Annotated in this window: 24 protein-coding genes; 10 read left to right on the top strand and 14 right to left on the bottom strand. The window is 69.4% G+C overall.

Going from position 1 to position 23,422, the window contains the following annotated elements:
• Nucleotides 1-149: 149 nt before the first annotated feature.
• From crcB (ON34_RS05885) to ON34_RS05855, 7 genes are all read right to left on the bottom strand, one after another.
• Entirely contained in the window at nucleotides 150-518 is a 369-nt protein-coding gene (gene crcB, locus ON34_RS05885) for a fluoride efflux transporter CrcB (RefSeq protein ID WP_040775181.1), read from the bottom strand.
• Nucleotides 515-703 carry a hypothetical protein gene (locus tag ON34_RS05880; RefSeq protein ID WP_040775180.1) on the bottom strand — a complete coding sequence of 63 codons (189 nt, stop codon included), beginning with the start codon at nucleotides 701-703 and terminating at the stop codon, nucleotides 515-517. The genes crcB (ON34_RS05885) and ON34_RS05880 overlap by 4 nt, the downstream gene beginning before the upstream one ends.
• Before the next feature lie 56 nt (nucleotides 704-759).
• Nucleotides 760-1,242 carry a fluoride efflux transporter CrcB gene (crcB, locus tag ON34_RS05875; protein WP_373291871.1) on the bottom strand — a complete coding sequence of 161 codons (483 nt, stop codon included), beginning with the start codon at nucleotides 1,240-1,242 and terminating at the stop codon, nucleotides 760-762.
• A 186-nt stretch (nucleotides 1,243-1,428) separates the two neighbouring features.
• A complete protein-coding gene (locus ON34_RS05870; RefSeq protein ID WP_051022184.1) occupies nucleotides 1,429-1,878 on the bottom strand; it encodes a universal stress protein in 450 nt (149 codons plus the stop codon).
• Nucleotides 1,879-1,935: 57 nt separating this feature from the next.
• On the bottom strand, nucleotides 1,936-3,288 hold the full coding sequence (locus tag ON34_RS05865; RefSeq protein ID WP_040775406.1) for a flavin monoamine oxidase family protein: 1,353 nt from the start codon (nucleotides 3,286-3,288) through the stop codon (nucleotides 1,936-1,938).
• Between the two features lie 344 nt (nucleotides 3,289-3,632).
• Entirely contained in the window at nucleotides 3,633-4,193 is a 561-nt protein-coding gene (locus tag ON34_RS33345) for a TetR/AcrR family transcriptional regulator (protein ID WP_157172185.1), read from the bottom strand.
• 28 nt (nucleotides 4,194-4,221) lie between these two features.
• Nucleotides 4,222-4,908, bottom strand: a complete 687-nt coding sequence (locus tag ON34_RS05855) for a crotonase/enoyl-CoA hydratase family protein (RefSeq protein WP_040775177.1) — start codon at nucleotides 4,906-4,908, stop codon at nucleotides 4,222-4,224.
• 226 nt (nucleotides 4,909-5,134) lie between these two features.
• Here ON34_RS05855 and ON34_RS05850 point away from each other — a divergent pair, with 226 nt between their 5' ends.
• On the top strand, nucleotides 5,135-6,364 hold the full coding sequence (locus ON34_RS05850) for a phthiocerol/phthiodiolone dimycocerosyl transferase family protein (protein WP_051022182.1): 1,230 nt from the start codon (nucleotides 5,135-5,137) through the stop codon (nucleotides 6,362-6,364).
• 158 nt (nucleotides 6,365-6,522) lie between these two features.
• Nucleotides 6,523-7,653 (top strand): cytochrome P450 family protein, encoded by a 1,131-nt coding sequence (locus ON34_RS05845; protein WP_157172184.1) that lies wholly within the window; start codon nucleotides 6,523-6,525, stop codon nucleotides 7,651-7,653.
• A gap of 45 nt (nucleotides 7,654-7,698) precedes the next feature.
• On the opposite strand, the gene ON34_RS05840 is transcribed toward ON34_RS05845, so the two are convergent.
• From ON34_RS05840 to ON34_RS05825, 4 genes are all read right to left on the bottom strand, one after another.
• The gene (locus tag ON34_RS05840; RefSeq protein WP_040775175.1) at nucleotides 7,699-8,907 is read right to left on the bottom strand and encodes an ROK family transcriptional regulator; all 1,209 of its coding nucleotides are present in this window, start codon (nucleotides 8,905-8,907) and stop codon (nucleotides 7,699-7,701) included.
• Between the two features lie 30 nt (nucleotides 8,908-8,937).
• Nucleotides 8,938-10,176: a sugar ABC transporter permease gene (locus ON34_RS05835; protein WP_040775173.1), complete on the bottom strand. Its 1,239-nt coding sequence runs from the start codon at nucleotides 10,174-10,176 to the stop codon at nucleotides 8,938-8,940.
• A complete protein-coding gene (locus tag ON34_RS05830) occupies nucleotides 10,173-10,946 on the bottom strand; it encodes an ATP-binding cassette domain-containing protein (protein WP_040775172.1) in 774 nt (257 codons plus the stop codon). The genes ON34_RS05835 and ON34_RS05830 overlap by 4 nt, the downstream gene beginning before the upstream one ends.
• 73 nt (nucleotides 10,947-11,019) lie before the next feature.
• Entirely contained in the window at nucleotides 11,020-12,093 is a 1,074-nt protein-coding gene (locus tag ON34_RS05825; RefSeq protein WP_040775393.1) for a sugar ABC transporter substrate-binding protein, read from the bottom strand.
• Nucleotides 12,094-12,487: 394 nt separating this feature from the next.
• Between ON34_RS05825 and ON34_RS05820 the strand changes: the two genes are divergently transcribed.
• Genes ON34_RS05820 through ON34_RS33340 form a run of 3 tightly spaced genes read left to right on the top strand, consistent with a single transcriptional unit; the run spans nucleotide 12,488 to nucleotide 15,079 of the window.
• Entirely contained in the window at nucleotides 12,488-12,811 is a 324-nt protein-coding gene (locus ON34_RS05820; RefSeq protein WP_040775170.1) for a hypothetical protein, read from the top strand.
• Nucleotides 12,808-14,100: a hypothetical protein gene (locus ON34_RS05815; RefSeq protein WP_040775168.1), complete on the top strand. Its 1,293-nt coding sequence runs from the start codon at nucleotides 12,808-12,810 to the stop codon at nucleotides 14,098-14,100. The genes ON34_RS05820 and ON34_RS05815 overlap by 4 nt, the downstream gene beginning before the upstream one ends.
• A complete protein-coding gene (locus ON34_RS33340) occupies nucleotides 14,087-15,079 on the top strand; it encodes a DUF8176 domain-containing protein (RefSeq protein WP_051022180.1) in 993 nt (330 codons plus the stop codon). The genes ON34_RS05815 and ON34_RS33340 overlap by 14 nt, the downstream gene beginning before the upstream one ends.
• An 87-nt stretch (nucleotides 15,080-15,166) precedes the next feature.
• On the opposite strand, the gene ON34_RS05805 is transcribed toward ON34_RS33340, so the two are convergent.
• Nucleotides 15,167-15,577, bottom strand: a complete 411-nt coding sequence (locus ON34_RS05805; protein WP_040775166.1) for a nitroreductase family deazaflavin-dependent oxidoreductase — start codon at nucleotides 15,575-15,577, stop codon at nucleotides 15,167-15,169.
• A 282-nt stretch (nucleotides 15,578-15,859) separates the two neighbouring features.
• On the opposite strand from ON34_RS05805, the gene ON34_RS05800 reads away from it, so the two are divergent.
• Together ON34_RS05800 and ON34_RS05795 are read left to right on the top strand one after the other, a co-directional pair.
• Entirely contained in the window at nucleotides 15,860-16,516 is a 657-nt protein-coding gene (locus ON34_RS05800; protein ID WP_040775164.1) for a response regulator transcription factor, read from the top strand.
• Entirely contained in the window at nucleotides 16,513-17,676 is a 1,164-nt protein-coding gene (locus ON34_RS05795) for a sensor histidine kinase (RefSeq protein WP_040775163.1), read from the top strand. The genes ON34_RS05800 and ON34_RS05795 overlap by 4 nt, the downstream gene beginning before the upstream one ends.
• Before the next feature lie 42 nt (nucleotides 17,677-17,718).
• Here the strand turns inward: ON34_RS05795 and ON34_RS05790 are convergent, their stop codons facing one another.
• A complete protein-coding gene (locus ON34_RS05790; RefSeq protein WP_040775160.1) occupies nucleotides 17,719-18,099 on the bottom strand; it encodes a hemophore-related protein in 381 nt (126 codons plus the stop codon).
• An 83-nt stretch (nucleotides 18,100-18,182) separates the two neighbouring features.
• Complete coding sequence (locus tag ON34_RS05785) at nucleotides 18,183-19,688, bottom strand: flavin-containing monooxygenase (protein WP_040775158.1); 1,506 nt, start codon at nucleotides 19,686-19,688, stop codon at nucleotides 18,183-18,185.
• Between the two features lie 69 nt (nucleotides 19,689-19,757).
• Here ON34_RS05785 and ON34_RS05780 point away from each other — a divergent pair, with 69 nt between their 5' ends.
• The 3 genes from ON34_RS05780 to ON34_RS05770 all read left to right on the top strand — a co-directional run bounded on the left by ON34_RS05780 (nucleotide 19,758) and on the right by ON34_RS05770 (nucleotide 23,398).
• Nucleotides 19,758-20,795 carry an AraC family transcriptional regulator gene (locus tag ON34_RS05780; protein WP_040775388.1) on the top strand — a complete coding sequence of 346 codons (1,038 nt, stop codon included), beginning with the start codon at nucleotides 19,758-19,760 and terminating at the stop codon, nucleotides 20,793-20,795.
• Nucleotides 20,796-20,931: 136 nt separating this feature from the next.
• Nucleotides 20,932-22,914, top strand: coding sequence for a UvrD-helicase domain-containing protein (locus ON34_RS05775; RefSeq protein WP_051022179.1), 1,983 nt, complete (start codon nucleotides 20,932-20,934; stop codon nucleotides 22,912-22,914).
• 76 nt (nucleotides 22,915-22,990) lie between these two features.
• On the top strand, nucleotides 22,991-23,398 hold the full coding sequence (locus ON34_RS05770; protein WP_040775156.1) for a hypothetical protein: 408 nt from the start codon (nucleotides 22,991-22,993) through the stop codon (nucleotides 23,396-23,398).
• The last annotated feature ends 24 nt before the right edge of the window (nucleotides 23,399-23,422 follow it).

Below are 23,422 nucleotides of genomic sequence, written 5' to 3'. Positions count from 1 at the left end.
AGCTTAACGCACCCCGACCGGCTTCCGGTAGATCAACTCAGTGAGCTGGATCACGTAGCACGCGGCTTCGCCGGAGCAGAGGCGGCCGAAGGAAAGTGACGACAAGCCCTGTCGATGTCCGATCACACGTCTGCGCCGACCACGCGTCCTCAGCCGAGCACGGCGTGCACCACGGCGTAGGCGGATATGGTGGCGGCCAGTCCGGCGGCCACGCTGACCACGATATTCATCGCCGCGTAGAAATACGCGCCTCGCTCGGCCAGCCGCACGGTCTCGTAACCGAAGGTGCTGTAGGTGGTCAGCGCCCCGCAGAATCCGGTGCCCAGCAGGGCGAACAGCGGCGTCGCCAGCGCGGTTCCCGCGCCGGTGAGCCCACCGAGCAGCAGGCAGCCGATCACGTTGACCAGGAATGTGCCCCACGGGAACAGGCTGTCGCGGCGATCCTGTACCGCGCGGTCGATGAGGTACCGCAGCGGCGCTCCGATCGCGCCGCCCACGACGACGAGCAGCACGCTCATGCGGTGCCCTCCTCGGCATGCTCGTGGTCACCCGGGCCGCCACTGCCGCATGCGAGGGTCATGGCGGGTTCTCGATCGACCTGCGCGGCTACTCCGTGTGCGCCCGAACCGCCGACGCGCGGAGCCGCTTCGGCGCGCCACCTCGCCGCGCTCACCAGGCTGCCGCCGACGGATCCGACGCTCATGCTGTGCCCTCGCGGCCCGTCGGCGGTTACCCGGGCCGCAATACCGAGCCCCGCGCTCATGCCGACCCCACCCGCGCGCGGCGCAGACGCTCGTACCCGGCCCGGGTGAGCCACATCGCCGCGGCCGTAGCAAGCAGGGCACAGATCAATGTGCCCGCCGAGTAGGCGAAGGCGACGGCGACGGTGCCGGGCTGGAGGAGACCGCGGATCTCATTGGCGTAGGTGGAGAAAGTGGTGAATCCGCCGAGCACGCCCACGCCGAGGAAAGGGCGCAGCAGCCGGTGCGCCGCCCAGATCTCGGTGACCGCCACCATGAGGACGCCGATCAGAAAGCAACCGCTGACATTCGTGACGAACGTGGCCACCGGAAAGTGGCCCGGGTGGGCGGGCAATCCCTGGGCGAGACCATAGCGAGCCAGCGCGCCGAGCGCGCCGCCCGCGGCGACGACCAGCAGTACCACGCCGTGCGTACGCCACAGAGCGCGACCAGGCGCGAGGGTGTCGGTCTCGATCGGTTCTTCGGTCAGTTCACCGGGCACGGATGTCTCCTACACGAACGGGTGCGGTGTTCGGGTAGGGACTGTCGGCGGCGAATGCCGCGGTTGTTCCGGATGACCGGAGCGGCGAGCCCCACCGCCGCGCGGACACCAGGATAAATCAACCGGCGACGCGACCCGCGCGGCGCCGGTGTTCCCGGGATCGGCGAAGCCGCATCCCGCCTGCGCTCACCGCTGCTCGCCTCGTCCGTCGCCGTCGTGCGCGACGAGAACCGAGCAGCCCGCGTGCCTGGCGGCCTTCTCCGCGGTGCTGCCCATGAATCGGCCCCAGATGCCCGAGTGTCCGCTGCGGCCGAGAATCAGCAGGTCGGCATCGTGCTCCGCGGCGGCCGTGGCCAGTTCCCGCGCCGCCTGGCCCGCGCGAAGCTCCGCCTGCACCGCGATGCCGCGCTGTTCGGCGGCCGCGGCGGCGGCGTTGAGCCACCGTCGGCAGGCCTGCTCGCCGATCGAGCGCTCGTCCTCGATCTCGCCGACCACCGGACCGTAGTGCGGCAGATACTCTTCGACGGCCACCACGGTGAGCGCGGAACGGTGCACCGCCGCCAGGTCGAGCGCCATCGTCAAGGCGGCTCGGGCGCCGGGTGAGTCGTCGTAGCCCACCACGATCCGCTGGAACACCCCTTCATTCTGGTCCCTCGGCGTCGGCCCGAACCAGCATTCCGGCTACCCGGACGGTCACGCCGCGGTCACGGATCGATGTAACGCCAGCACTTCGGCCGCCGCGCGCTCACCGGAGCGGATCGCTCCCTCGATGTAGCCCGACCACTCCGTGGCGGTTTCGCTGCCCGCCCAGTGGATCGCTCCGACCGGTTGCCGCAGTGCCGAACCCAAGGTGGTCAGCACGCCGGGCGGGAAGTAGGCGCCGTAGCCGCCGCGAGTGTGCGGATCGTCGGCCCAGATCTTTTCGTGCCACTCGATCGGGTCGCGGGCGGCGTGCCCGAAGGCTCGCACGAGCGAACCGACGATCATGGCCCGCCGCTCGGATGCGGGCAGCGCGGTGAGCCGCTGGGCGGCGCGACCGGGAACCAGCGCGCCGAGCACACCGGGCCCGCCGGGGCGGGTGGCGTCGAAGCTCACCGGCACCGGATCGTGCGGGTTCAGCGACTGGCCGGTGAGCCCTTCCTCGCGCCAGAACGGCCGCTCGTAGACAGCGAACGATTTCAGCACCGACCCCATCGGCACGCGCTGGGTCAGTTGGTCGCGGGCCGCGGGCAGCGGCGGATCGTAGGCGATGCGTCCCGCGATGGCCGGCGGCACGGCGACGATCACGTGCTCGGCGTGCACGGCACCGAACGCTCCGCCGACACGGACGCCGTCCGCCTGCTGCCGGATCGACGTGACGGCAGCGCCGAGACGCAGCGCCCGGCCCAACTCCACGCCGATGGCCATCGCGGGTCCATCGGCTCCGTCGACGAACAGCCGGGTCACCGTCTCGGCCGTGATCCCGGCGTCGACGCCGCCCGCCGACCGGATCGTGGTCAGCAGCCCGAGCATCGAGACGCTGCCGACATCGACGCACAGCTCTTCGCCGATCATCACCTCGGCCAGGTGGCGAGCGCGCCGCTCGGGCAGATTCCGGCGCAACCAGGTCGCCGCCGTCATCGCGTCGAGGCGATCCGCGCCGGGCGTGGTCCACGGGCGCGCCAGGTCGACGCGGGCGGCCATCCGTTCCAGCCGCCACATGGCCTGGGCCAGCACTATCAGGACGAGCGTGGGCAGTGGCGGACGCGCGCCGGTGAACGGACGCCGCACCACGCCTTCGACCAGCAAGTCGATCCCGCTCGGCGGCGCATAGGTCGCGGCGCCGTACTCCTCGGCCAGCGCGGCGAACCTGGTGTGCGCGCCCGAGATCCACTGTCCGCCCAGATCAACGGCCCATCCGTCGCCGACTCGCGCGGTGAGCGTCCGGCCGCCGACCCGATCAGCGGCTTCCAGGACGACGACGTCGCGTCCGGCCGCCCGCAACGCACGCGCCGCACACAGCCCCGCGTAGCCTGCACCGACGACAACCACGTCCGCGCGGTCCATGGTGGCCTCCCGTCGCCGCACCCGTAACTCGACAACCACTGTCGATCACGTCCCGCCCCCGCGCAACCGGTCTGAACATCCGGCTGCGCGGGCAACCTTCCGCCGCCGGTGACGCCACCAACGCGCGCCGTACCGGCGCAGTCGCGAGTCTCCCTGTCACAGCGCCGAATCCCGCGAACATCGGCAAGACGACGACTCTCGCGGGCAAGCCACGCAATCGGCCTGCGCCAGGCGGATAGCGCTCTTGCACCCTGTCGATCACGTCGATCCCCTGCCGACACCTCCCCTCGCCTGCGGAAACACACTGCCATCGTTTGCGCGGCCGCCGCGTGGTACCCGATCGGCTATCGCGTCAGCGTCGCGAGTGCGGCGACGGCCGCCTCCTGCAAGATCGGCGCCAGCGCGCGCGGAGGCGCCGTGACGCGTCCGCGCACCCATTGGCGGCAGTACTCCTGCGCCGGTCCGACGCAGATCGCATGCGCCACCGGATAGCCGTGATCACCCACGTCCACCTCGCCGAGCAGTTCTCGGTACCGGCGCGCCAACGCGGCAAAGAATGCCCGATTGTGCTGAGCCAGTTCGGGTTCCACGGCGCGCGCGACCTCGTCCGGCAGGGTGGCGAACAGGAAGCGGGCGAGCTCGCGATGATCTTCGACCCAACCGAGATGAGCATCGAGCATCCCGCGGATCGCCTGCTCGGCGCCTGCCTCCGGAGCATCGAGGCGCTCGAGCACCGTGCGCTGATAGTTCAGCATGCCGCGGACGTACACCGCCGCCGCCAGTTCGGCCTTGGAAGCGAACGCGTGGAACATGCTGCCGCTGGACAAGCCGAGCCGATCGCGTACGCCCGCCACGGTGAATGCCGCATAGCCCTTGGCCAGAAGCTGTTCAGTAGCCTCGGCCAAGATCCGCTCCCGGGTGCCCGCGGCCACGTTAGGCCCTGAACTCGGTATCGATCCCGGATCGCACCGCCGCGAGCACCTGGGCGCGCACCCGCAGCTTGGTCGCCGCATGCGCCGCCAGGTCGATTCCGGTCAACCGGCGCGCTTCCGCCGTGGCGCGGGTGTGCAGTTCGTCCGCGTCGGCGACGAGCTCATCGAGAAATCCCCATTCCCTGGCCAGCTCGGGGCCGACCAGGATTCCGGTGTTCGCGGCCCGGTCGAATCCGGGCGCAGTGAGCCGATGCCGCGCCACCTCCACTCCGTAGTGCGGAATGGTCAATCCGATCGCGACCTCGTTGAGGCCCAGTTTGAACTCCCCGGCGACGCCGAAGCGCACGTCCGTAGCCAGCAGCGTGAATGCGCCCTGGGCGATCGCATGCCCGGGGCAGGCGGCGACCACGGGAAACGGAAATCCGAGCAGTCGATGGACCAGCTCGCCTCCCGCGCGCAGGGTTCGGCGGATGTCGCCCGGTGAGCGAGAGAAGGTCGCCAGGTCGTAGCCCGCGGAGAACATGCGCGACCGCCCGGTGAGCAGGACGACAGCCCGATCCGCCTCGGCGCGGTCCAGCGCGGCGGCGATGTCGCGAATCATGTTCTCGGACATGACATTCGCCTTGCCGTCGTCCAATGCGATCGTGGCGACACCGTCGTCGAGCCGGTAGGTGACGAGTTCGGTCATGACAGCCTCCTCTAGAGCAGGGCTCTAGAGTAGCACTCTAGACGCGTCCCGGCTATCCGCGGGCGTCCACGTCGACGCTCGGTCGCGAGCAGGTGTCGTTGTGGCAACGATCCGAAACAGCACTGGTCGTTTGCTCGATAGAGAGCTGAGGTGATGGTGCCGAAAGTGCCTGGCGCGTCCGGGCTTCGGACTAGCCTCTCCGACAGGCTCAGGTGGAGGAAGCGACATGACCGCAGCAACCGTCATCCGTCCGCTGGCGCCGAGCGAGGCGATCTTCGCCAACAGCGAAGTCCTCGTCGGCTATTCGATCCGGGTGGCCGGTCGGTTGGATCTCACCGCGCTGTCGGCCGCGTTCGAGGCCGTGGTCCGCGCCCGGCCCATCCTCGGCGCCCGCCTGGAATCGGACGGGCACGGCGGGCATCTGCTGCTCGAAGCACCGGGAGCGCCGCCGGATATCTCGGTCGCCGACGGCGATCCCGAGCAGTTGCTCACCGGCGCCCAGTTGGATCAGCGCAGAACGCTCGGGACGCTGTGCGTGGTACGCGACGGTGAAAACGCGGGGGTCACCTTGGTGACCCACCACAGCATCGCGGATGCCTACCATTCGCTGGCCGTGTTCGCCGAGCTGTGGTCCTGCTACACCGACCTCACCCGGGGCTGCCCGCCCGACCTGGCCTCGCACGGATTCCCCAGATCGGTGGAGGAGCTGCTGCGCGAGCGCGGCGTCGAGAAGAGCGACACGCCCGCGCTGCCGCCCCGCCCGGTCGGCGTCGCTCAGATCACCTGCCGCCAGGAGGATTCCGACTACCAACTGCCCCGCACGGCCCGCTGCAGGCTGACCCGGGGGCAGACCGCGGCGCTGGTCGAACTCGGGCACCGGGAGAAGACCACGATCAACGGCCTCGCCTCCGCCGCGATCCTGCTCACCGAGGCCGAACTGCGCGGCCTGCCGCTGACCGAGCTGAGCTACACCTACTCGGTCGACCTGCGTACCCGGGTGCGGCCGCCGATCGGCATGACCGAGGGCACCAACGTCCTCGGCTTCGCGAATTTCGTGCCGCCCTCCGGCGCGACGCTGGTGGAGCTGGCCCGCGGCATCAGCGACGCGTTGCGCGCCGGGCTCCGCTCGGGCATCGTGCAGCAGACCCCGCTGCACATACCCGAGATCGCCGCGGGGCCTCCGCCGAGCGCGCCGGGAATCGTGCTCGCCACCAACTGGGGCCGGGTGCGCAGGCCACGGGTGCCGGACGCGCTGCGGGTCACCGATTTCCGCTCGATCATGCTCGGCAAGCCGGACAAGACCGGACACCGGCTCCAGCAGCCGAGCGGCACCATCATCATCAGCACCTTCGACGACCGGCTCAGCATCGAGATCCACCATCCCGACGAGACCACCGCCGAACAAAGGGTGCGCGTGCGACTGCTCGCCGCGCACCTTTCCGCGTCCGGCGCGTGAAATCGAGCGAGCGGTCGGATTGCACCGGGCCTGAGCGAGCCGGACGCAGCTGCAGAAGAGACACTGCCGGACGGCGTCCGTCCTCAGCCCGCACCGGGCCGGAGCGAGCCGGAGGCAGCTGCCTGTTCTTCGAGGACGACAGCAATATGGTGGGTGTGGTGTGGACGATCGGAACGGCGGCGCGGGAACGGTGGGACGAGCACGCGGGCTGGCGCGGCTCGGTGCGGCAAACCGAACTGCCTGGCGGACAGCGGGTTTGGGTCGTCGCGGGATACGACGAGGTAGCCGCCCTGCTCGCGGACGAACGGCTCGGCCTGGACAAGCGGCACTCCGGCGGCGGCTACGCGGGCTTCGCGCTGCCGCCCGCGCTGGACCGCAATCTGCTCAATATGGACGGCGACGAACACGGGCGGATCAGGCGGCTTGCCGCGCCCGCGTTCTCGCGGGGCGCGGCCGCGAACCTTCCACCGGTGGTGCGCCGGATCGCCGATCGGACGTTCGACGGTCTGGACGCGGCCCCGGGCGAAGCGGTCGATCTCCTGGATCGCCTCTGCGTCCCGGTGCCCGCCTTGGTCATCGGCGAATTGCTCGGTGTGCCAGCGGATCTGCATCCGGACCTGCGTGACGCCGCCACGACCATGGTGACGTTCGACGCCGCGTCGCCCGAGTCCGGGCGGCGGCTCGTCGCGGCGATCGGCTGGCTGACGGCGACCTTCACCGATCTCGTCGCCGCGAAGCGCGCCGCGCCGGGCGAGGATCTGCTCAGCGGATGGCTGCGCGCCGACGATGCCCGAACGCTGTCCGAGGACGAACTCGTTTCGCTGGCCTTCCTGATGATGCTGGCCGGTCTGGAGAACGCGGTACATCTGTGCGGCAATCTGATCGCGGCCCTGCTCGGCTCCGGCGGCATCGCGGCGGCCGACTGGTCGATGCGCCGCCGCGACCTGATGGAGCGAGCCAATCCCCTCCCGTTCGCCATCCGCCGCTTCGCGGTGACCGATCTGATCGTCGGCGGCCACACCATCCCTCGCGGCGACACGGTCTTGCTGTCGCTATTCGGCGCCGACTCCGCTCCCGCACGCGCGGGCAGACCGAGCCTCATGTTCGGTCGCGGACCGCACTATTGTCTCGGTGCGCAGGCCGCCGACCTCATCGTGGACGCCGTCGTCCCGGAATTCTTCGCGCGCTACCCGAAGGCACGACTGGCCATCCCCGAGGCCGAATTGACCTACCGTGATTCCTGGCGTGCCCACGGTTTGGCCGCGCTTCCGGTGACGCTCGAGACCTGACCGATCAGCGACAGAAACGCCGCCGAGCAAGCGAGGAACGCGATGTCAGGCGCGCGCGGCGGCGGTGCGGGCCAGCGTCTGCAACGGATCGGTCAGCACATCGGTGAAAGCCAGCTCAGCGGCACCGATCACGGTCGCGTCGCCGCCGAGCGCGCTGGTGCGCAACCGGACCCGTTCGCGGACGGCCTGCAGGCCGTTCACCGCCACCCGGCTGCGCACCTGCGCCGCGGAAGCGAGATAGATCTCGCGCAGCACGCCGCCGAAGACCACCATGGACGGATTGAAGATGTTGACCAGGTTGGCGACGCCGTAGCCCAGCCATTCGCCGACCTGGTGCAGCGCGTCCCTGGCGGCCGCGTCGCCGCGGGCGGCGGCCTCGACGATCGCGTCGACCGCCGCCTGCCCCGGCGGATCGGTGCGTCCCGCCGCCGCGATCAACCCGAGTTCGCCCGCCTCGGCCTCGAAACAACCGCGCGAACCGCACGCGCAGGGCCGCCCGCGCGGGTTCACGATCATGTGCCCGACCTCCCCGCAGTAACCGCCTTCGCCGCCGAGCAGCTCGCCGTTCATGATGATGCCGCCGCCGATGCCGACATCGCCGTGCAGGTAGATCAGATTCGCCAGGCCTTCGCCCACCCCGCGTTCGCGTTCGGCCAGCGCGCCGAGGTTGGCGTTGTTGCCGACCGCGACCCGCAGCCCGAGGTCGAGTTCCTCGGTCATCTTCGCGCCGAACGCGACGTCCACCCAGCCGATGTTGGGCCCGTACCGGACGACGCCGTCCTCCTCGCGAACCATGCCGCAGAACGCGACGCCGACGCCGACGCAGACCGAATCCGGCGCGGCCGCCTCGATCATCGCGCGGGCCATCCCCACCAGCGCGGCGATCACGTCATCCGGGTCGAACGCGCCGCTGGGCCGGGCGGTCTCGCTACGATCGAGCACCGTACCGCCCAGCCCGACCCGTGCGGCGGCGAGCCGGTCCGCGCCGACGTCGAGCGCGACGACGTACACGCGTCGCTCCCTCGGCCGCACCACCAGGGACGGCCTGCCCGCCCGGCCGGTCTGGCCGGGTAGCTCCTCGCTCACCAAACCCGCGGCGGCCAGGTCGGTGGTCAGGGCGAGGATGGTGCTGCGATTCAAGCCCATTCGCTCGGCGAGGGTCGCACGCGACACCGCGCCGTCGCGGTGGACGTGCCGCAGCAGCGTGGCGAGATTACGCGTGCGGATCTCCTCGGGGGAAGGTGCTGCTCGCATTCACCGTGCTTTCGTCGGGGGATACGGGATTCATCGATGCTGGAGTGCGCGCCTACGGGAGAGCGCGTCCACTCCGGCGGCCAAGAGCAGCACGAATCCTGTCACAACGAATTTCGTGCCCGCGCTGTAGCCCATCAGCCCCATCCCGTTGTTGATCACCGCGACCACCGCGGCGCCGAGCACCGCGTCCAGCATTCGCCCGCGTCCGCCGAACAGGCTGGTGCCGCCGATCACCGCCGCGCCGACCGCGGTGAGCAGCACGTCGCTGCCGCCGGTGTTCGGATCGACGGAGTTCGCCCGCGAGGCCGCGATCAGTCCGCCGATCGCCGCCATCGTCGAACACAGCACGAACGCGGTGATTTTCACCCGGTCCACCGCGATGCCCGCCCGCCGGGCCGCCTCCGCGTTGCCGCCGACCGCGTAGATGTGCCTGCCGAACGAGGTGCGGTCGAGCACGAATGTCCACAGCAGCAATAACGCGGCGATCAGCGGCACCACGATGGGCATGCCGGTCAGCGAATGCAACTCCGGATTGCGGCTGCGCTCGCCGTTGAGCACCAGCACCGCCGCGCCCGCCACGATCGCCAGCATCGCGACGCGCACCGCGACCACCGACGCCGTCGCACCGGTGAGCCCGAGTTTCGTGCGGGCCCGCAGCTTCCGGTACTGGACGATCGCGAACCCGGCCACGAGGACGGCATACAGCGCCCACCCCAGCAGTGGGGGCACGTTCTTGTTCGCGATCGCCACGATGGTCTCGTCGCGGATGGCGATATTGCGGCCGTTGTCCATGATCTTCAGGGCGACGCCCTGCAGGGCCAGAAACGCGGCCAGCGTCACCACGAACGACGGAATGCCGATCTTCACCACGACCGTGCCGATGACGAGCCCGATCGCCACGCCGGTGAGCAGCGCGGCCCCCACGGCCAGATACCACGGCCATCCCTTGTCGGTGAGCAGCACGGCGAGCACAGCGGCGCAGACACCGCTGGTGAACCCGGCCGACAGATCGATCTCGCCCAGTAACAGGACGAAGATCAAGCCCATCGCGATCACCGCGATCGCCGCCCCCTGGGTGAACAGGTTGGCGAAGTTGGCCTCGGACATGAAGACCGGGCGCGCCGCCCAGAAGAGCGCCGACAGCACGACGAGCGCGATCACCGACGGCAGCGCGCCCATGTCGCCGCCGCGCAGCCGTCCGACGTAACCGGTCACCAGATCGGACACCGGCGCCACCGCCGGTCGCTGTTGGGTCGCTACCGCGCTCATCGGATGACTCCGCTCGCTTCGAGGCCGAGCGCGCCGCTGCGGCCTGCCGTGATCAATTCGACGACCTGCGCGTGCGTCACGTCGGAGGTCCGGACCTGGGCCGCCATCCGGCCCAGGTAGAGCGCGGCGATCCGGTCGGACACCGCGAAGACGTCGTTCATGTTGTGCGAGATCAGCACCACCGCGAGGCCCTGGTCGGCGAGCCGGCGGACCAGTTCGAGCACCTGCTGGGTCTGCGCGACGCCCAGCGCGGCGGTCGGCTCGTCGAGGATCACCACTTTGCTGTTCCACAGCACGGCTTTCGCGATGGCCACCGTCTGGCGCTGGCCGCCGGACAGGCTCGACACCTGCTGCCGGACCGACTTGACGGTGCGCACCGACAGGCTCGCCAACGTCTCGAGGGCGAGTTCTTCCATCGCGTACTCGTCCAGGACGAGGCCGTGCCTGCGCTCCCGGCCGAGAAACATGTTCTGGACGATGTCCAGGTTGTCGCAGAGCGCGAGATCCTGGTAGACGATCTCGATGCCGAGCGCGGCCGCGTCGCGCGGATTGTGCACCTGCACCGGCCTGCCCTCGAACAGGAACTCGCCCGCGTCGATGGGATGGGTGCCGCCGATACACTTGACCAGCGTGGACTTGCCCGCGCCGTTGTCGCCGACGAGCGCGGTGACCTCGCCGGGATAGGCGGTGAAGGCGACGTCGTGCAGGACGTGGACCGGGCCGAAACTCTTCTCTACTCCCCGTAATTCGATGACCGGCAGTTCGGGCATGGGGTAGCTCCTCCGAAAGGGATGGGGCCCCTTCCGCTGTCCCCTCATCGAACCGCGGAAGGGGCGTGCGGTATCAGATCCCGTTGTCCGCGCAGAGTTTCGCGAACTCGCCCGCGCACAGCTCGTCCCTGGTGACGTAGCCGTCGGCAACCACGTCCTTGACGTTCTGCGCGTAGATCGGCTTCGGTTCCAGCAGCACGGAGGGAACGTCGGCGTTCGACTCCGGGTCGCGCACCGTGCCGTTGGTCGTGCCCCGCTCCCCCTTCGCCAGAGCGACAGCGAGTTTCGCGGTCGCCTCCGCCTCTTTCTGGATGGCTTTGTAGACGGTCATGCACTGATCGCCGGTGAGCACGTTCTGCAAGCCCTGGACGGTCGCGTCCTGCCCGCTGACCGGCACCTGGCCGTTGAGCTTCTGCTTCTTCAGCACCGCGATCGCGGCGTTGGCCAGTCCGTCGTTCGCGGCGACCACGCCCGCGATGTCGGGCCGTCCGGTGAGCATCTGCTCGAAGATGGTGCCCGCGATGATGTTGTTCCATTCCGGTACGGCCTGATCCGGGCCCTTCAGGTATTGGCCCGCGTCGAATCTGGGCTTCAGCACGCCGTCGTAGCCGGTCTTCAGCAAGGTGGCGTTGTTGTCGGTCGGACCGCCGTTGAGGTACGCGACGACGGGACGCACCGCGTTGCGGTCGGCGAGGCACTTCGCTACTCCCTCACCGAGCAGCGTGCCTACCTTTACGTTGTCGAAGGAGACGTAGTACTGCGCGCCGCCGCCGAGCGTGAGCCGGTCGTAGTCGATCACGGTGACGCCCTGGGCTTTCGCCTTCTGGATCACCGCCTTGCCGGTGCCGCTGTCCAGGTTGGTCATCACCAGCACCGAGGCGCCGTTGGTGATCATCTGGTCGGCGATGGTCTGGAAGGCGTTCTTGTCGCCTTGGGCGTTCTGGATATCCGCCTTGACACCGGCGGCGTCGAACGCCTGCTGCAAGTACTTCCGGTCCGCCGTCTCCCAGCGTGCGGACGTCTTGCTGTCCGGGAGGATCACGCCGATCTGCGCTTTCCCGGAATCCGCTGAGTCGTCGCCGCACGCGGTGAGTGCGGCCATGAGCGCGACCGACAACGCCGCGGCGCTGAACATGCCCTTACGCATGAGTGGGCCTTTCATTCACCGGCCGGGACGTGCTCCGGCCGGTCGGAGTGGAGCGAATGTTGTTCACGGCAACATATCCGACTGTGACGGAGCGCACAATAGTCAATTTGTTGTTCGCCATAACAATCTCGCCACGTGCGCGTTTGCCCCGGTGACCGGCTGTCCACGGGGTTGGCGAGTGGAGTGCGGGAGGGGTCGTGATCAGGCGCGTCGATCGACCGCACACACTGCCGACGAGGATCGGACCACGCTCCGAGAATCCGAACCGGGCATCCGTCACATGGTGAGCTGGAACGGACCACCCAGGATCGGGCGCCTCATAGCGAGTCGGCACAGTACCCTTGGACGTGAATCATGGCGCGGCAGCGACGGACTGGGATCCGGGAGGGGAACAGTGAACACGCTCGAGCTCGACCCGGCGGCGGTGGCCGCCTACACCGCGATCGCGGACGCGGTATCCAAACAATTGGCGTCGGCGGCGGCGGTCGCCTCCGGCGCGGTGAATCCGGACCAGTTGGCCGCCGACCTCGGGCTGGTCGGCGCGGAATTCGCGGCGCGGTTCTCCGCGGCGGTGTCCGAACACGCGCAGGCGCTGTCGACCGCCGGACAACTGGTCAGCGCCTACGGCCAGGTCCTGCGCGGATACAGCGAGCAGGCACAGGGCGTCGACGCCGCCACGGCGGGCGTCATCACCCAAGCCGGGGAGGCACTGGCATGAGAAGCCTGATGGGACTGCGGAAACGGTCGCACGCCACCCAGCCCGCCGCCGAGACGCCGAAGAGGCCGAGCACCGAACCGGGCGTCGATCCGCCGATCGTCGCCGCGCTGGTGCGTCCGCTGCTGACGTTGCGTTCCTCGCTCGGCACCGGTGTCGGCGTCCCGAATGCCACGGCGACCAGCGCCCTTTCGGCCGCCACCACGCAGGCGGCCGACACCGAAGGTCCACACCGCGAAGGCTTGCACGCCTTGGAGTCGACCTGGACCTCGCGTGGCGCCGACGCGGCGGTGCCCGCGCTGCGCACGACGCAAACCCAGATCGGCGACATCTCCGATCGCGGTCCCGCCTACCTGTCCGTCCTCGCCGACGCGCACGCGACCTCCGGGCGCGCGGCCCAGCGCGTCGACCAGATCATCGCGGAGTTCCGGCGCGACGCGCGCGAGATCCTGGACAACGCGAGCTCGGCGCCGGAGACCGACGCCGTCATCGCGCGCGCCTCCCAGGCGCTGCGTGACGCCATCACCACGGTGACCGCGGCACGCACCGAAATGAACGACCACACCAGAAGACTCGATGAGATGGGACCGCTCACCGTGACCGCGCCATCCGGCGTCGCACAGGGCGGGACCGTACAGCCGGGAACCACAGGCCAATTCGCGCCTGGCACCACCGCACCGGCGACCACACAGCCGATGGACCCGGCCATGGCCGCGCAACTGCAGTTGCAGCAGCAGCTCATCGCCGCGGGAGTGCAGCTCGGCAGCACGGCCATCAACGCGGGCGTCGACATCGGCACGCACATCATCGACAAGATCGCCGAAGTCGGCATGCACACCATCGACACCGTCGCGGCGTCGGCGGACAAGGCGATTCCCGAGCTGATCAACCCCGGCTCCACCACGAACTCCGGCGCGAACGGCGACGAGTCGAAGAACTCCTCGAAGCTGTTCGACTTCGGCGGCTCGAACGACAAGCCATCCTCCAGCGGCCCGAATTCGGTCTCGCCGAACAATTCCGCGCCCACCGCCCGATCGGACGCGCCGAAGCCGGAGAGCAGGCCCGCGCCCGCCGGAGCACCACCCGCCTTCGACCCGCCCGCACCGTCGGGTCGCGCGGATCATCCTGGCCATCCCGGCTCGCCGGGCGGCATGGTGCTGCCACCGGCGCCGCCTCCGGGCGGTAACGACCAGGAACACAAGCCGCGCGACGGCCAGCTGGGCGTGACCATTCCCTCCTCCGTGACGGCGGTGGTGCCGGTGCTGGGCGAATTCGACGATGACGCCTCCTGACCGGGAGCATCCCGGTCAGGCCGCCAGCCACGGCAATCCGTTCGACACGGGTCTGCCGATGCTGCGCATTCCCCCGCCGAAGCCGTCGAAGCGGCGTCGTCCGCACGGCCGCCGCAAGATGATTCGCCGTCGCGAACCGGAGTTCGCGGCCGCCGAGCCGCCACCCGCACCGGACAAGGAGAGCACGCGGCCGCGCTTCGGCGAGTGGGAGCAATGGCTCGAACCGGCCCCACCCGCCGAGCAGCAGCCGGAAACGCCTGCCCCGGAGCAGCGCAGCGCGCCCGCCGAGCCGGAAACACCCACGGCACAGAGCAGCGGCGCGGTGCCCGCGATCATCAATCGATCCGGCATCCATCCCGGCACCCCGGTGCGCCATCCCCGGCGGCACGGAGATCAGTCGCGCCGCAACCGGTCGCTGACCGTGCTGATCGTGCTCGGTATCGCGGCCGCCACCGTCTCGATCGGGCTCACCATCATCTACGGTTCCGACACGAAGACGCGCACGGCGGCGTCGACCTCACCCGCACGCGCCGCCGGTTCCGCACAGTCCACCTCGACATCCACGACCTGGGCCAAACCGCCGTGGGCGATCGCGACGCCGGGATGCGAGCAGCGGCGCACACCCGACGTCGTCTCCGGCACCGACCCGGGGGGCACCGGCAACGGCCCCGATGCCATCCTCGCCTTCGAGTACGCCTATTACGCCGAGCGTTCCGGGTACCGGGCCCGTGCGGTGGTCGCGCCGGACGCGGCGGTATCACCCGCCGAGCAGATCCAGCGCGGCATCAACCAGGTTCCGGCCGGCACCCGCTATTGCGTGCGAATCACCCGCGCGGGCGACAGTCCCGCCGGACAGGATCGGTGGGAAGTCCGGCTGACCCAGCAGTTCCCCGGCGAGGAGACGAACACCTTCACGCAGTTCATCACCACTCGGACCGGCGCCGATCAAACCCTGATCACCGGAATCACCGCGGGCTGAAACACGCGAACAGCTCGACGCCGGTGCGGCGAACGAGTCCGAGCCGCCCGGCCGGGCACACCGGACCGGTGCCCGCGGGCAGCCAGCTCACTGCCGGGTGAGTTTGACGACCGGGATCACCCGGTCCGTCTTTTCCTGGTACTCGGCGAAGCCGGGCATGACCGCGACCATGGCCGCGTAGAGGCGATCGCGTTCGGGTCCCTCGGTGATCGGGGTTGCCGTCGCCTTCACCGTGTCGGTGCCTATCTCGAGCGTCACTTCGGGATTGGCGCGTATGTTGTGGAACCAGTCGGGATTGGTGGGCGCGCCTGCCTTGGAGGCGATCACGACGATGTCGTCGCCGTCGCGGATGAAGGCGAGGGGGTTGGTGCGCGGGAGCCCGGACCTGGCGCCGGTCGTGGTGAGCAGCAGTAGCTCACGGCCCTCGAAGGGACCGCCGACCTTGCCCTGGTTGGCACGGAATTCGTCGATGATCCGGGTGTTCCAGTCGCCTGCCATGCCGGTTTCTCCTGAGGTCGGGTGCCGATCGTGCCCGAGCCTACTCGGATGCACCCTGCCCGCCACCGCACCAACGACGCTGGCGGACGTAGTCCGTCCTCAGCCCGCGCACGGCCGCAGCGAAGGCACACAACACGCACAGCCGCAGCAAAGACACGAAGGCACGCACAACACCCACAGCCGCAGCAAAGACACGAAGGGTACGCATAACGCGCACGGCCGGAGCGAAGGCAGAGGTACGCCTAACAGCCGCCCAACGGCGACAGCAGGCACGATGGCGGGGTGCGGGTACTTGTGGTGGAGGACGAGAAATTGCTGGCCGACGCGATCGCCGACGGCCTGCGTCGGCACGCGATGGCGGTGGACGTGGTGTACGACGGCGCCGCGGCGCTGGAGCGCGCGCAGGTCAACGACTACGACGTGGTGGTGCTCGATCGGGACCTCCCGAAGATGTCCGGCGATTCGGTCTGCGGCACTCTGGTCGAGTCGGACGGCGCGGCACGGATTCTGATGCTGACGGCCGCGAGCGCAGTGGCCGAGCGGGTTGCGGGCCTGGGCCTCGGCGCCGACGACTATCTGACGAAGCCGTTCGCGTTCGCCGAGCTGGTCGCCCGTATTCAGGCGCTCGGGCGACGCGCGCGCAGCGCCGCTCCCCCGGTGCTGGAACGGTCCGGTATCCGTCTCGACCCGCATCGTTTCGTCGTCACCCGAGACGGCGAACCGGTCTCGTTGTCGCGCAAAGAGTTCGCGGTGCTGGCCGAATTGCTGCGCGCGGACGGCGGCGTGGTGTCGGCGGAGCAGCTGCTGGAGAAGGCGTGGGACGAGCACATCGACCCGTTCACCGGCGTGGTGCGGTACACGATCATGAACGTGCGGCGGAAGTTGGGCGAGCCGCAGGTGATCGAGACCGAGCCCGGCGTGGGATACCGGATCCGATGAGCGGGCGCACGATCCGGCTGCGGCTCACGCTGCTGTACGCGACGGCGTTCTTCGTCGCGGGCGCCGTGCTCATCGCGTTGATGTACTTCTATCTGAACCAGTCACTGGAGCGACGGCCCGGAGCCGCGGCGCACAAAATAGTGCAGGAGTTCCTCGCCAACCGTGCCGAGCGGACCCGCACCCGGGTCTCCCCGGAGCTGTACCAGGCGCTCACCGAGCAGGCCGAGCAGAATCGGCGGGACACGTTGCGCGCCATGCTGATGTGGTCACTGGTGTCCCTGGGCGCGGTGGGGATCGCCGCGGGTGGCTTCGGCTGGTTGATGGCCGGACGCGCCCTGCACCCGCTGCAACGCATCACCGCGACCGCCCGGCGGGTGGCCGACACCAGCCTGCACGAGCGCATCGCCCTCGACGGACCGCAGGACGAAATCAAGGATCTCGCCGATACTTTCGACGCGATGCTGGAGCGCCTGGACCGCGCGTTCGACGGGCAACGCCGGTTCGTCGCGAACGCCTCGCACGAACTGCGCACACCGCTGACCATCAACCGGACGCTGATCGAAGTGGCGCTGGACGATCCGGACGTCCCCGAATCCACCCGCAGGCTCGGCTGCACACTGCTCGAGGTCAACCACCGCCATGAACGGCTCATCGACGGCCTCTTGGTGCTGGCCACGACCGAACAGCGGCTGACCGAGCACCGCCGCGCCGATCTCGCCGACATCGCCGGGGACGCGGTCGCCGCGCACGCGGACCGGATCGACGTCCGGGTCACCGCCGACCTCGAGCCCGCCCCGGTCGTCGGCGACCGGCTGCTGCTGGAACGCCTCGCTCACAATCTGCTCGACAACGCCGTCCGCTACAACCTGCCCGAACACGGTTGGGTGACCGTCCGTTCCCGCACCGCCGGTGACCATGCCGAACTCACCGTCGAGAACAGCGGCCCGCCGGTCCCGGCCTTCGAAGTGGACGGGCTCTTCGAACCGTTCCGTAGGCTGGCCACCTCGGAGCGGCTCGCCGACTCCGGGTCGCGCGGCGCCGGGCTGGGTTTGTCCATCGTTCGCTCGGTCGCGCAGGCTCATGGCGGGGCGGTCCGTGCGGTGGCGCGCCCGGACGGCGGGCTCGCGGTGACGGTGGATCTCCCACTCGCCCGGGGGTGACACGCAGGGACGGGCGAGTCCGACACCTCGCCCGTCCCGTGCTCAGTAGTTGTGGCAGGTGTCGAGGACGACCCGCACCTTGTCCCGGTGTTCCTGCGCCCGCGGCGAATCCCGGTGCTCGTCGAACTTGCGCTTGGCGTCCGGGTGCGTGTCCAGGAATTCCTTCGCCCGCTGCTTGCGCTGATCGACCGGCAGGCCGAGGAACTCCTGGAGCTTGGCCTTCCGCTCGGGGTGCGCGTCGAGGCGGGCGGCGAACTCCGGGAACTGGGCGTGCGCGGCGGCATCGATCTGCGCGAAGCTGCACGTCGTCTCCAGCAGCCCGCCTCCAGGACCCGGCTGCGCGGAAGCGGTCGCCGGAACCAGCAGCGCGCCCGCGGCGACCAGGCCGCCGAGTGCGACCGTTGCTCGAAGGAATCTCGTCATGTCGGATAACCCTTTCCGTTGGACGTCGGGCCACTGCGACGTGGCCCGGCGCACAGTCCATCAGGAAGGGCGTTTGGACAGCGCTAGGAAACGGACACCCGATGGCGGACAGCGGATTGCGGCGTCGGCCTGAGCGTCTTGCCCAGGTCCGTGCGCAGGGTGATGGCCGAATCGAGCAGATAGTTCTGCCGGACACGCCACGGATGACGGTCACCCTGGCGCGGGAACTCGCCGATCGAACGCTGGATATAGCCGGAGGCCAGATCCAGCAGCGGACGCTCGTCCAGCTTGCCCCGCGGCGTGGGCACCACGGCGGCATGGCCCTTGCGATCCATGTGGGCGAGCACCTTGCAGACCAGCCGGGACGTGAGGTCGGCGCGCAACGTCCACGAGGCGTTGGTGTACCCGATGCAGACGGCGAAATTGGGGACGCCGGTGATCATGGTCCCCTGCCAGACGAACTGCTCGGACAGCGCGACCCGCGCGCCGTCGACGCTCAGGGCGACGCCGCCGAAGGCGAGCAGTCGCAGACCCGTGGCGGTGACCACGACATCCGCCTCCAGCACTCGGCCGGACGTCAGCCGAATGCCCTCCGGCACGAAGGTATCGATGTGATCGGTGACGACCTCGGCCGTGCCCTTCCTCATCGCCTTGAAGAAGTCCGCGTCGGGCACGGCGCACAGGCGCTGATCCCACGGGTTGTAGCTGGGCGTGAAGTGCTCGGCGACGAGCTTGTCGTCCTTCAGGATTCGCGCGGTGAGGCCGGTGAGCAGTTTTCGCGCGGCTTCTGGGCGGCGACGGCAGTACTGATAGAAGCCGATGGCGAACAAGATGTTCTTGGTGCGAATCGCCCTGTGCGCGAGCTTCGCCGGAAGCCAGGCGCGAATCTTGTCGGCAAGCTTGTCGCGGCCCGGTACGGCGCTGATCCAGGTGGGTGTGCGTTGCAGCATCGTCACCAGTTCCGCCTGCTCGGCCAGCGCGGGAACCAGCGTCACCGCGGTGGCGCCGCTGCCGATCACGACGACGCGCTTGCCGCGGTAGTCGAGGTCCTCCGGCCAGAACTGCGGGTGCACCACCGTTCCGGAGAAGGAGGAGATGCCGGGGAATTCCGGCGCGTGCGGCCGCTCGTAGTCGTAGTACCCGGCGCAGGAATACAGGAAGCCGCAGGTGAGGGTCCGGGTTTCGACGGCGCCCTCCGCGTCGCGGTGCTCGAGCGTCAGCGTCCAGCACGCGGCGTGACTGTCCCAGTCCGCGGCGAGCAGCTTTGTGCGGTAGCGGATGTGCCGGTCGATGCCCGATTCCGCCGCGGTTTCGGTGACGTAGCGCAGGATCGACGGGCCATCGGCGAGCGACTTGGACTCCAGCCACGGCTTGAAGGGATAGCCGAGGGTGAACATGTCGGAGTCCGAGCGAACACCCGGATACCGGAACAGATCCCAGGTGCCGCCGAGCGTGTCCCGCGCCTCCAGAATGGCGTACGTCTTTCCGCGGCATTCGGTCTGCAGCCGGTAAGCCGCGCCGATGCCGGACAGGCCGGCGCCGACGATCACGACATCGAGGTGTTCCGGCGGTGCGAGGGTCTCCGTCATTCCTCCAGTGTGCGAGCCGAACCTGCCGCATCCTTGACTTCGGGCGACAACTATTTGATTCTCGACGACATGTCGGTGATTCGGTCGGCGGGCCTGCGCGGGTTCCGCGCCACCGTGGCCGAGCTGGGCGGGGACGCCGAGGCGCTGGCCACGGCCTGTGACCTGCCTGTCGCCGCGCTCGACGCCGATGACCTGCTGGTGCCCGACCAGCGGGTGGCCGCCGTGCTGGAGCTGGCCGCGCACCAGCTGCACTGTCCTGACCTGGGCCTGCGGATTTCGCACCGCCAAGACCTCGACATGCTCGGTCCGCTGGCGCTGGCCATCCGGAACTCGCCTTCGGTGGCCGACGCGCTCGAGTGCGCGGCGCGGTATCTGTTCCTGCACGCGCGTTCGCTCAGCCTCACGCTGGAACCGGATCCTTATGGCGAGCGCGGCGTGATCGCGCTGCGGTACGCGGTGCGGCCGGACCGGCCGACCCCCGTCCAGGGCACCGACCTGGGGCTGGCGTTCGTGCATCGCACCATCCAACGCCTGGTGGACGACCGCTACGGATTGCGTTCGGTCGAGTTGCCCTACCGTCCGGAGGCGCCGGTCGCGAGCTACGAGGAGTTCTTCGGCGCGCCGGTGCGCGTCGAACGTCCGGCCGCGGCGCTGCGGGTGCCGCGCAGCCTGGCGACCCGCCCACTCACCGGCGGCGACGAGAACCTGCATCGGCTGGCCATGGCGTTCCTCGCCGAGCAGTCCGGCGGCGCGCACGCGGCGATCGCGCCCAAGGTGCGCGCGGCCGTGCGGCAGCTGCTCGGCACGGCGGCTCCGGAAATCGGCGCTGTGGCGCGGCTTCTGACGGTGCATCCGCGCACGCTGCAACGGCGTCTGGCCGCCGAGCACACCTCGTTCGCCGCGATCCTGGACGAGGTCCGCAGAGATGCGGCGCGGCGGTACCTGACCACGACGGATATGCCGATGAGTCAGATCGCCTCGCTGATCGGGCTATCGGAGCAGGCGACATTCACCCGGTGCGCCCGGAGATGGTGGGGCACAACGCCTACCGCGCTGCGTCGCGCGGGTTCGAACGGAACAACAGAGCAGCACAACACATTCGGGTGACAGGGCGACAACGGTCCAGCCTCCGATTCACCCATTTCGATAACGGTTGCCCAGAACAGCCGCCGACCCATTCCTTCCTCGACGCCCGGTCTTTACCGTCGAATACCGGGTAGGTGTGCGCCGGAAGGGGGATTCCATGGGGCGAGCGGAAATTGAGCACAGCCACACCGGTGGTCAGGGTGGAGCCGACAGCTGGTCCGGGCGCGTGGCGGACGCGATCAGCCGCATTCCCGGACTGACCGCGCGGCAGCAGTCGTTTCTCGCCGAAGCGCTGGCGGAGCCGGACCGGCGTCTACTCGTTCATCGAAACGCGGCGCACCCGCCGGACGACCACGCCCACGCGCTGCTGATCTGCGGCACCGGACTCTTCGCGTTGCGGTTCGCCGAGGACGTGCCCGCCCGGCTGGACGGAATCCGCCGTCATGCCGAGGCGAAGTTCGGCAGGGTGCAGTTCGGGCGAGAGAAGGTCGTTCCGCACGACGTGCAGATCGTGCTGCTCGTTCCCGGCGAGATCGGCGTCCGCGCGGACGGCAGGTTCGCCCTCGCCGCGCCCGCCGAGCTCGATCGGGTGATCCGCGCACGTCATCGGCAGTTGCGGCCGAGCCGGGTGCACGCGATCGCGAGCACGGTCGCCGACCAGGCCGTCGAGTACGACCTGGTGGAGATCGAGGAACCGCCGCACGAAGCTCCAGCCCTGCTCGACCGGTCCGACGTCACCGCCGCACAGCGCGATGCGGCACTGCACCGGCCGTTCCAGCACTGGATGACCTTCCTCGATCCCGACCAGGAGGCGCTGGTGTCGCGCACGTACACGGGGCCGGCACGCCTGGCCGGGCCGGCAGGCACGGGCAAGACGGTCGTGGCGCTGCATCGCATGGCCAGGCAGGCGAAACGATCCACCGGACGTCAGCTGTACACGACTTTCGTCAAGACGCTGGCCAACTGCCAGGAAACGTATTTCCGCCAGCTCGCGCCCGGTACGGAGGGACGTGTCCAATTCGCCGGTTTGCATTCCTGGGCGCTGGATTTTATCGGGCAGCGGATCTCGCGACCGCGGCTCGACCCGGTCGGCGCCGATCGCGTTTTCGCCCGGGTGTGGGAGCGAGCGAGAGCCGATTTCGAGACCATAGAACCGCACGACAGCTACTGGCGTGAGGAGATCGACCGCGTCATCAAAGGCCGCGAGATCAATGATCTCGACGTCTATCAGAGCGCGGAACGCCACGACCGCAATGGCATCCGACTCGACGATGCCCAACGCGCCGAAGTATGGCACAAGCTCTATGTCCCGTACGTCCGCGAGATGCGTGAGCGTGGCATTTCCGACTACAGCGACGTCATCGCCATCGCGCTGGCCGAGATTCGCAACGAACCGCTCGCGCAACCGTACGACGCGGTCGTGGTCGACGAGGTGCAGGACATGACGCTGGCCGGGCTCCGGCTGGCCCACGCCATCGCTGGTGGAAACGGATCGAGTCCGCTGCTACTGCTCGGCGACGGCCAGCAACAGGTGTACGCGGGCGGCTGGCGGATGGCCGACGCGGGCATCACCTTGCGCGGCCGCGGCGAGATCCTCAGGGTGAACTACCGCAATCGCCGTCGCATCTGGGAAAACGCGGCGGGAATCGACGCGGTGAACGCCCTCGGCGATTTCGACGGCGAGTCCGGGGTGGCGCTGCGTGACGCCGACGTGACACTGCCCGACGGCGCGGTGCACATCTGGCGCGGACCCGACCACTACCTGGAGAGCGCACTGGTGACCGGCATTCGCGAGTGCGGCCGACCGCTGTCCGACATCGCGGTGCTGACCAGGACGAATCTGGAGGCCGACCGGCTCATCGGCGGACTGGACGCGGTCGGCATCGCGACGCTGCCCCTGACGGAGTACGACGGAACCCCCTGCGCCGCGGTCAAAGTGGGCACCGTCCACCGCGCCAAGGGACTCGACTTCGCGGCCGTCTTCCACCCGACCTGGTCCGGCGGCGCCCAGCCGCCGACCGGCGCGAACCGCGAGCGTGCCGAGCTCGCCGACCGGCAGAAGCTCGTGGCGATCACCCGGGCGCGCGACTACGCCTGGATCGGCGTCCGAGACGACCGCCAGGAGCCCGACCGCACCTGAGCACAGCCCTCGAATCCCTCCTGGGAAGGCGCCATTCGACCGCTAGACTCTCCGGGATCACTGGGAAGGGGGCCGCATGGACGCGGTTGTCAAGGAGGTCGCCGAGGAGGGCAAACGCCTGATCGACCGTGCCTGGCTCGGCGAACTCAGTCGCGACCAAGCGGTGCACATGTTCGTCCAGGTCGGTGACGGCATGGTGCGCTATGAGACCGCGCTCACCATCATCGACGACGGGGTGCGGCGGCTGACCGTCAACGCGCGGCGACTACGGATCCTGCGCTGGTGCACGCTGCTGGAGATTCCGGTGTTCGCCGCGTTCGCGGGGCTGGCCGTGCTGTTCGGCGACTACACCACCGCGGGTCTTTCGGTGTTGTTCCTACTGGTTCTGCAGATCGTCCACCGCGCGATGCTTCCGCATCCGGCAGCGGTCCGCCGCCAACCGAAGCAGCCGTCCGGGCCGAGACCCGGCGCATCGAGCGCCTAGCGGATCGGCCGCGGTGACATAGTC

The sequence above is a fragment of the Nocardia pneumoniae NBRC 100136 genome (genome assembly GCF_000308755.1).
Taxonomy (GTDB): Bacteria; Actinomycetota; Actinomycetes; order Mycobacteriales; family Mycobacteriaceae; genus Nocardia; species Nocardia pneumoniae.
This window is presented reverse-complemented; position numbering and strand designations above follow the sequence as displayed.

Bases quoted from the DNA above. Each gene is read 5' to 3' on its own strand.
- ON34_RS05840 (WP_040775175.1), bottom strand. From the start codon at position 8,907: ATGCGAGCAGCACCTTCCCCCGAGGAGATCCGCACGCGTAATCTCGCC.
- ON34_RS05855 (WP_040775177.1), bottom strand. From the start codon at position 4,908: ATGACCGAACTCGTCACCTACCGGCTCGACGACGGTGTCGCCACGATC.
- ON34_RS05830 (WP_040775172.1), bottom strand. From the start codon at position 10,946: ATGCCCGAACTGCCGGTCATCGAATTACGGGGAGTAGAGAAGAGTTTC.
- crcB (WP_040775181.1), bottom strand. From the start codon at position 518: ATGAGCGTGCTGCTCGTCGTCGTGGGCGGCGCGATCGGAGCGCCGCTG.
- ON34_RS05785 (WP_040775158.1), bottom strand. From the start codon at position 19,688: ATGACGGAGACCCTCGCACCGCCGGAACACCTCGATGTCGTGATCGTC.
- ON34_RS05835 (WP_040775173.1), bottom strand. From the start codon at position 10,176: ATGAGCGCGGTAGCGACCCAACAGCGACCGGCGGTGGCGCCGGTGTCC.
- ON34_RS05815 (WP_040775168.1), top strand. From the start codon at position 12,808: ATGAGAAGCCTGATGGGACTGCGGAAACGGTCGCACGCCACCCAGCCC.
- ON34_RS05865 (WP_040775406.1), bottom strand. From the start codon at position 3,288: ATGGACCGCGCGGACGTGGTTGTCGTCGGTGCAGGCTACGCGGGGCTG.
- ON34_RS05790 (WP_040775160.1), bottom strand. From the start codon at position 18,099: ATGACGAGATTCCTTCGAGCAACGGTCGCACTCGGCGGCCTGGTCGCC.
- ON34_RS33340 (WP_051022180.1), top strand. From the start codon at position 14,087: ATGACGCCTCCTGACCGGGAGCATCCCGGTCAGGCCGCCAGCCACGGC.
- ON34_RS05825 (WP_040775393.1), bottom strand. From the start codon at position 12,093: ATGCGTAAGGGCATGTTCAGCGCCGCGGCGTTGTCGGTCGCGCTCATG.
- ON34_RS05780 (WP_040775388.1), top strand. From the start codon at position 19,758: ATGTCGGTGATTCGGTCGGCGGGCCTGCGCGGGTTCCGCGCCACCGTG.
- ON34_RS05770 (WP_040775156.1), top strand. From the start codon at position 22,991: ATGGACGCGGTTGTCAAGGAGGTCGCCGAGGAGGGCAAACGCCTGATC.
- ON34_RS05805 (WP_040775166.1), bottom strand. From the start codon at position 15,577: ATGGCAGGCGACTGGAACACCCGGATCATCGACGAATTCCGTGCCAAC.
- ON34_RS05880 (WP_040775180.1), bottom strand. From the start codon at position 703: ATGAGCGTCGGATCCGTCGGCGGCAGCCTGGTGAGCGCGGCGAGGTGG.
- ON34_RS05775 (WP_051022179.1), top strand. From the start codon at position 20,932: ATGGGGCGAGCGGAAATTGAGCACAGCCACACCGGTGGTCAGGGTGGA.
- ON34_RS05795 (WP_040775163.1), top strand. From the start codon at position 16,513: ATGAGCGGGCGCACGATCCGGCTGCGGCTCACGCTGCTGTACGCGACG.
- ON34_RS05850 (WP_051022182.1), top strand. From the start codon at position 5,135: ATGACCGCAGCAACCGTCATCCGTCCGCTGGCGCCGAGCGAGGCGATC.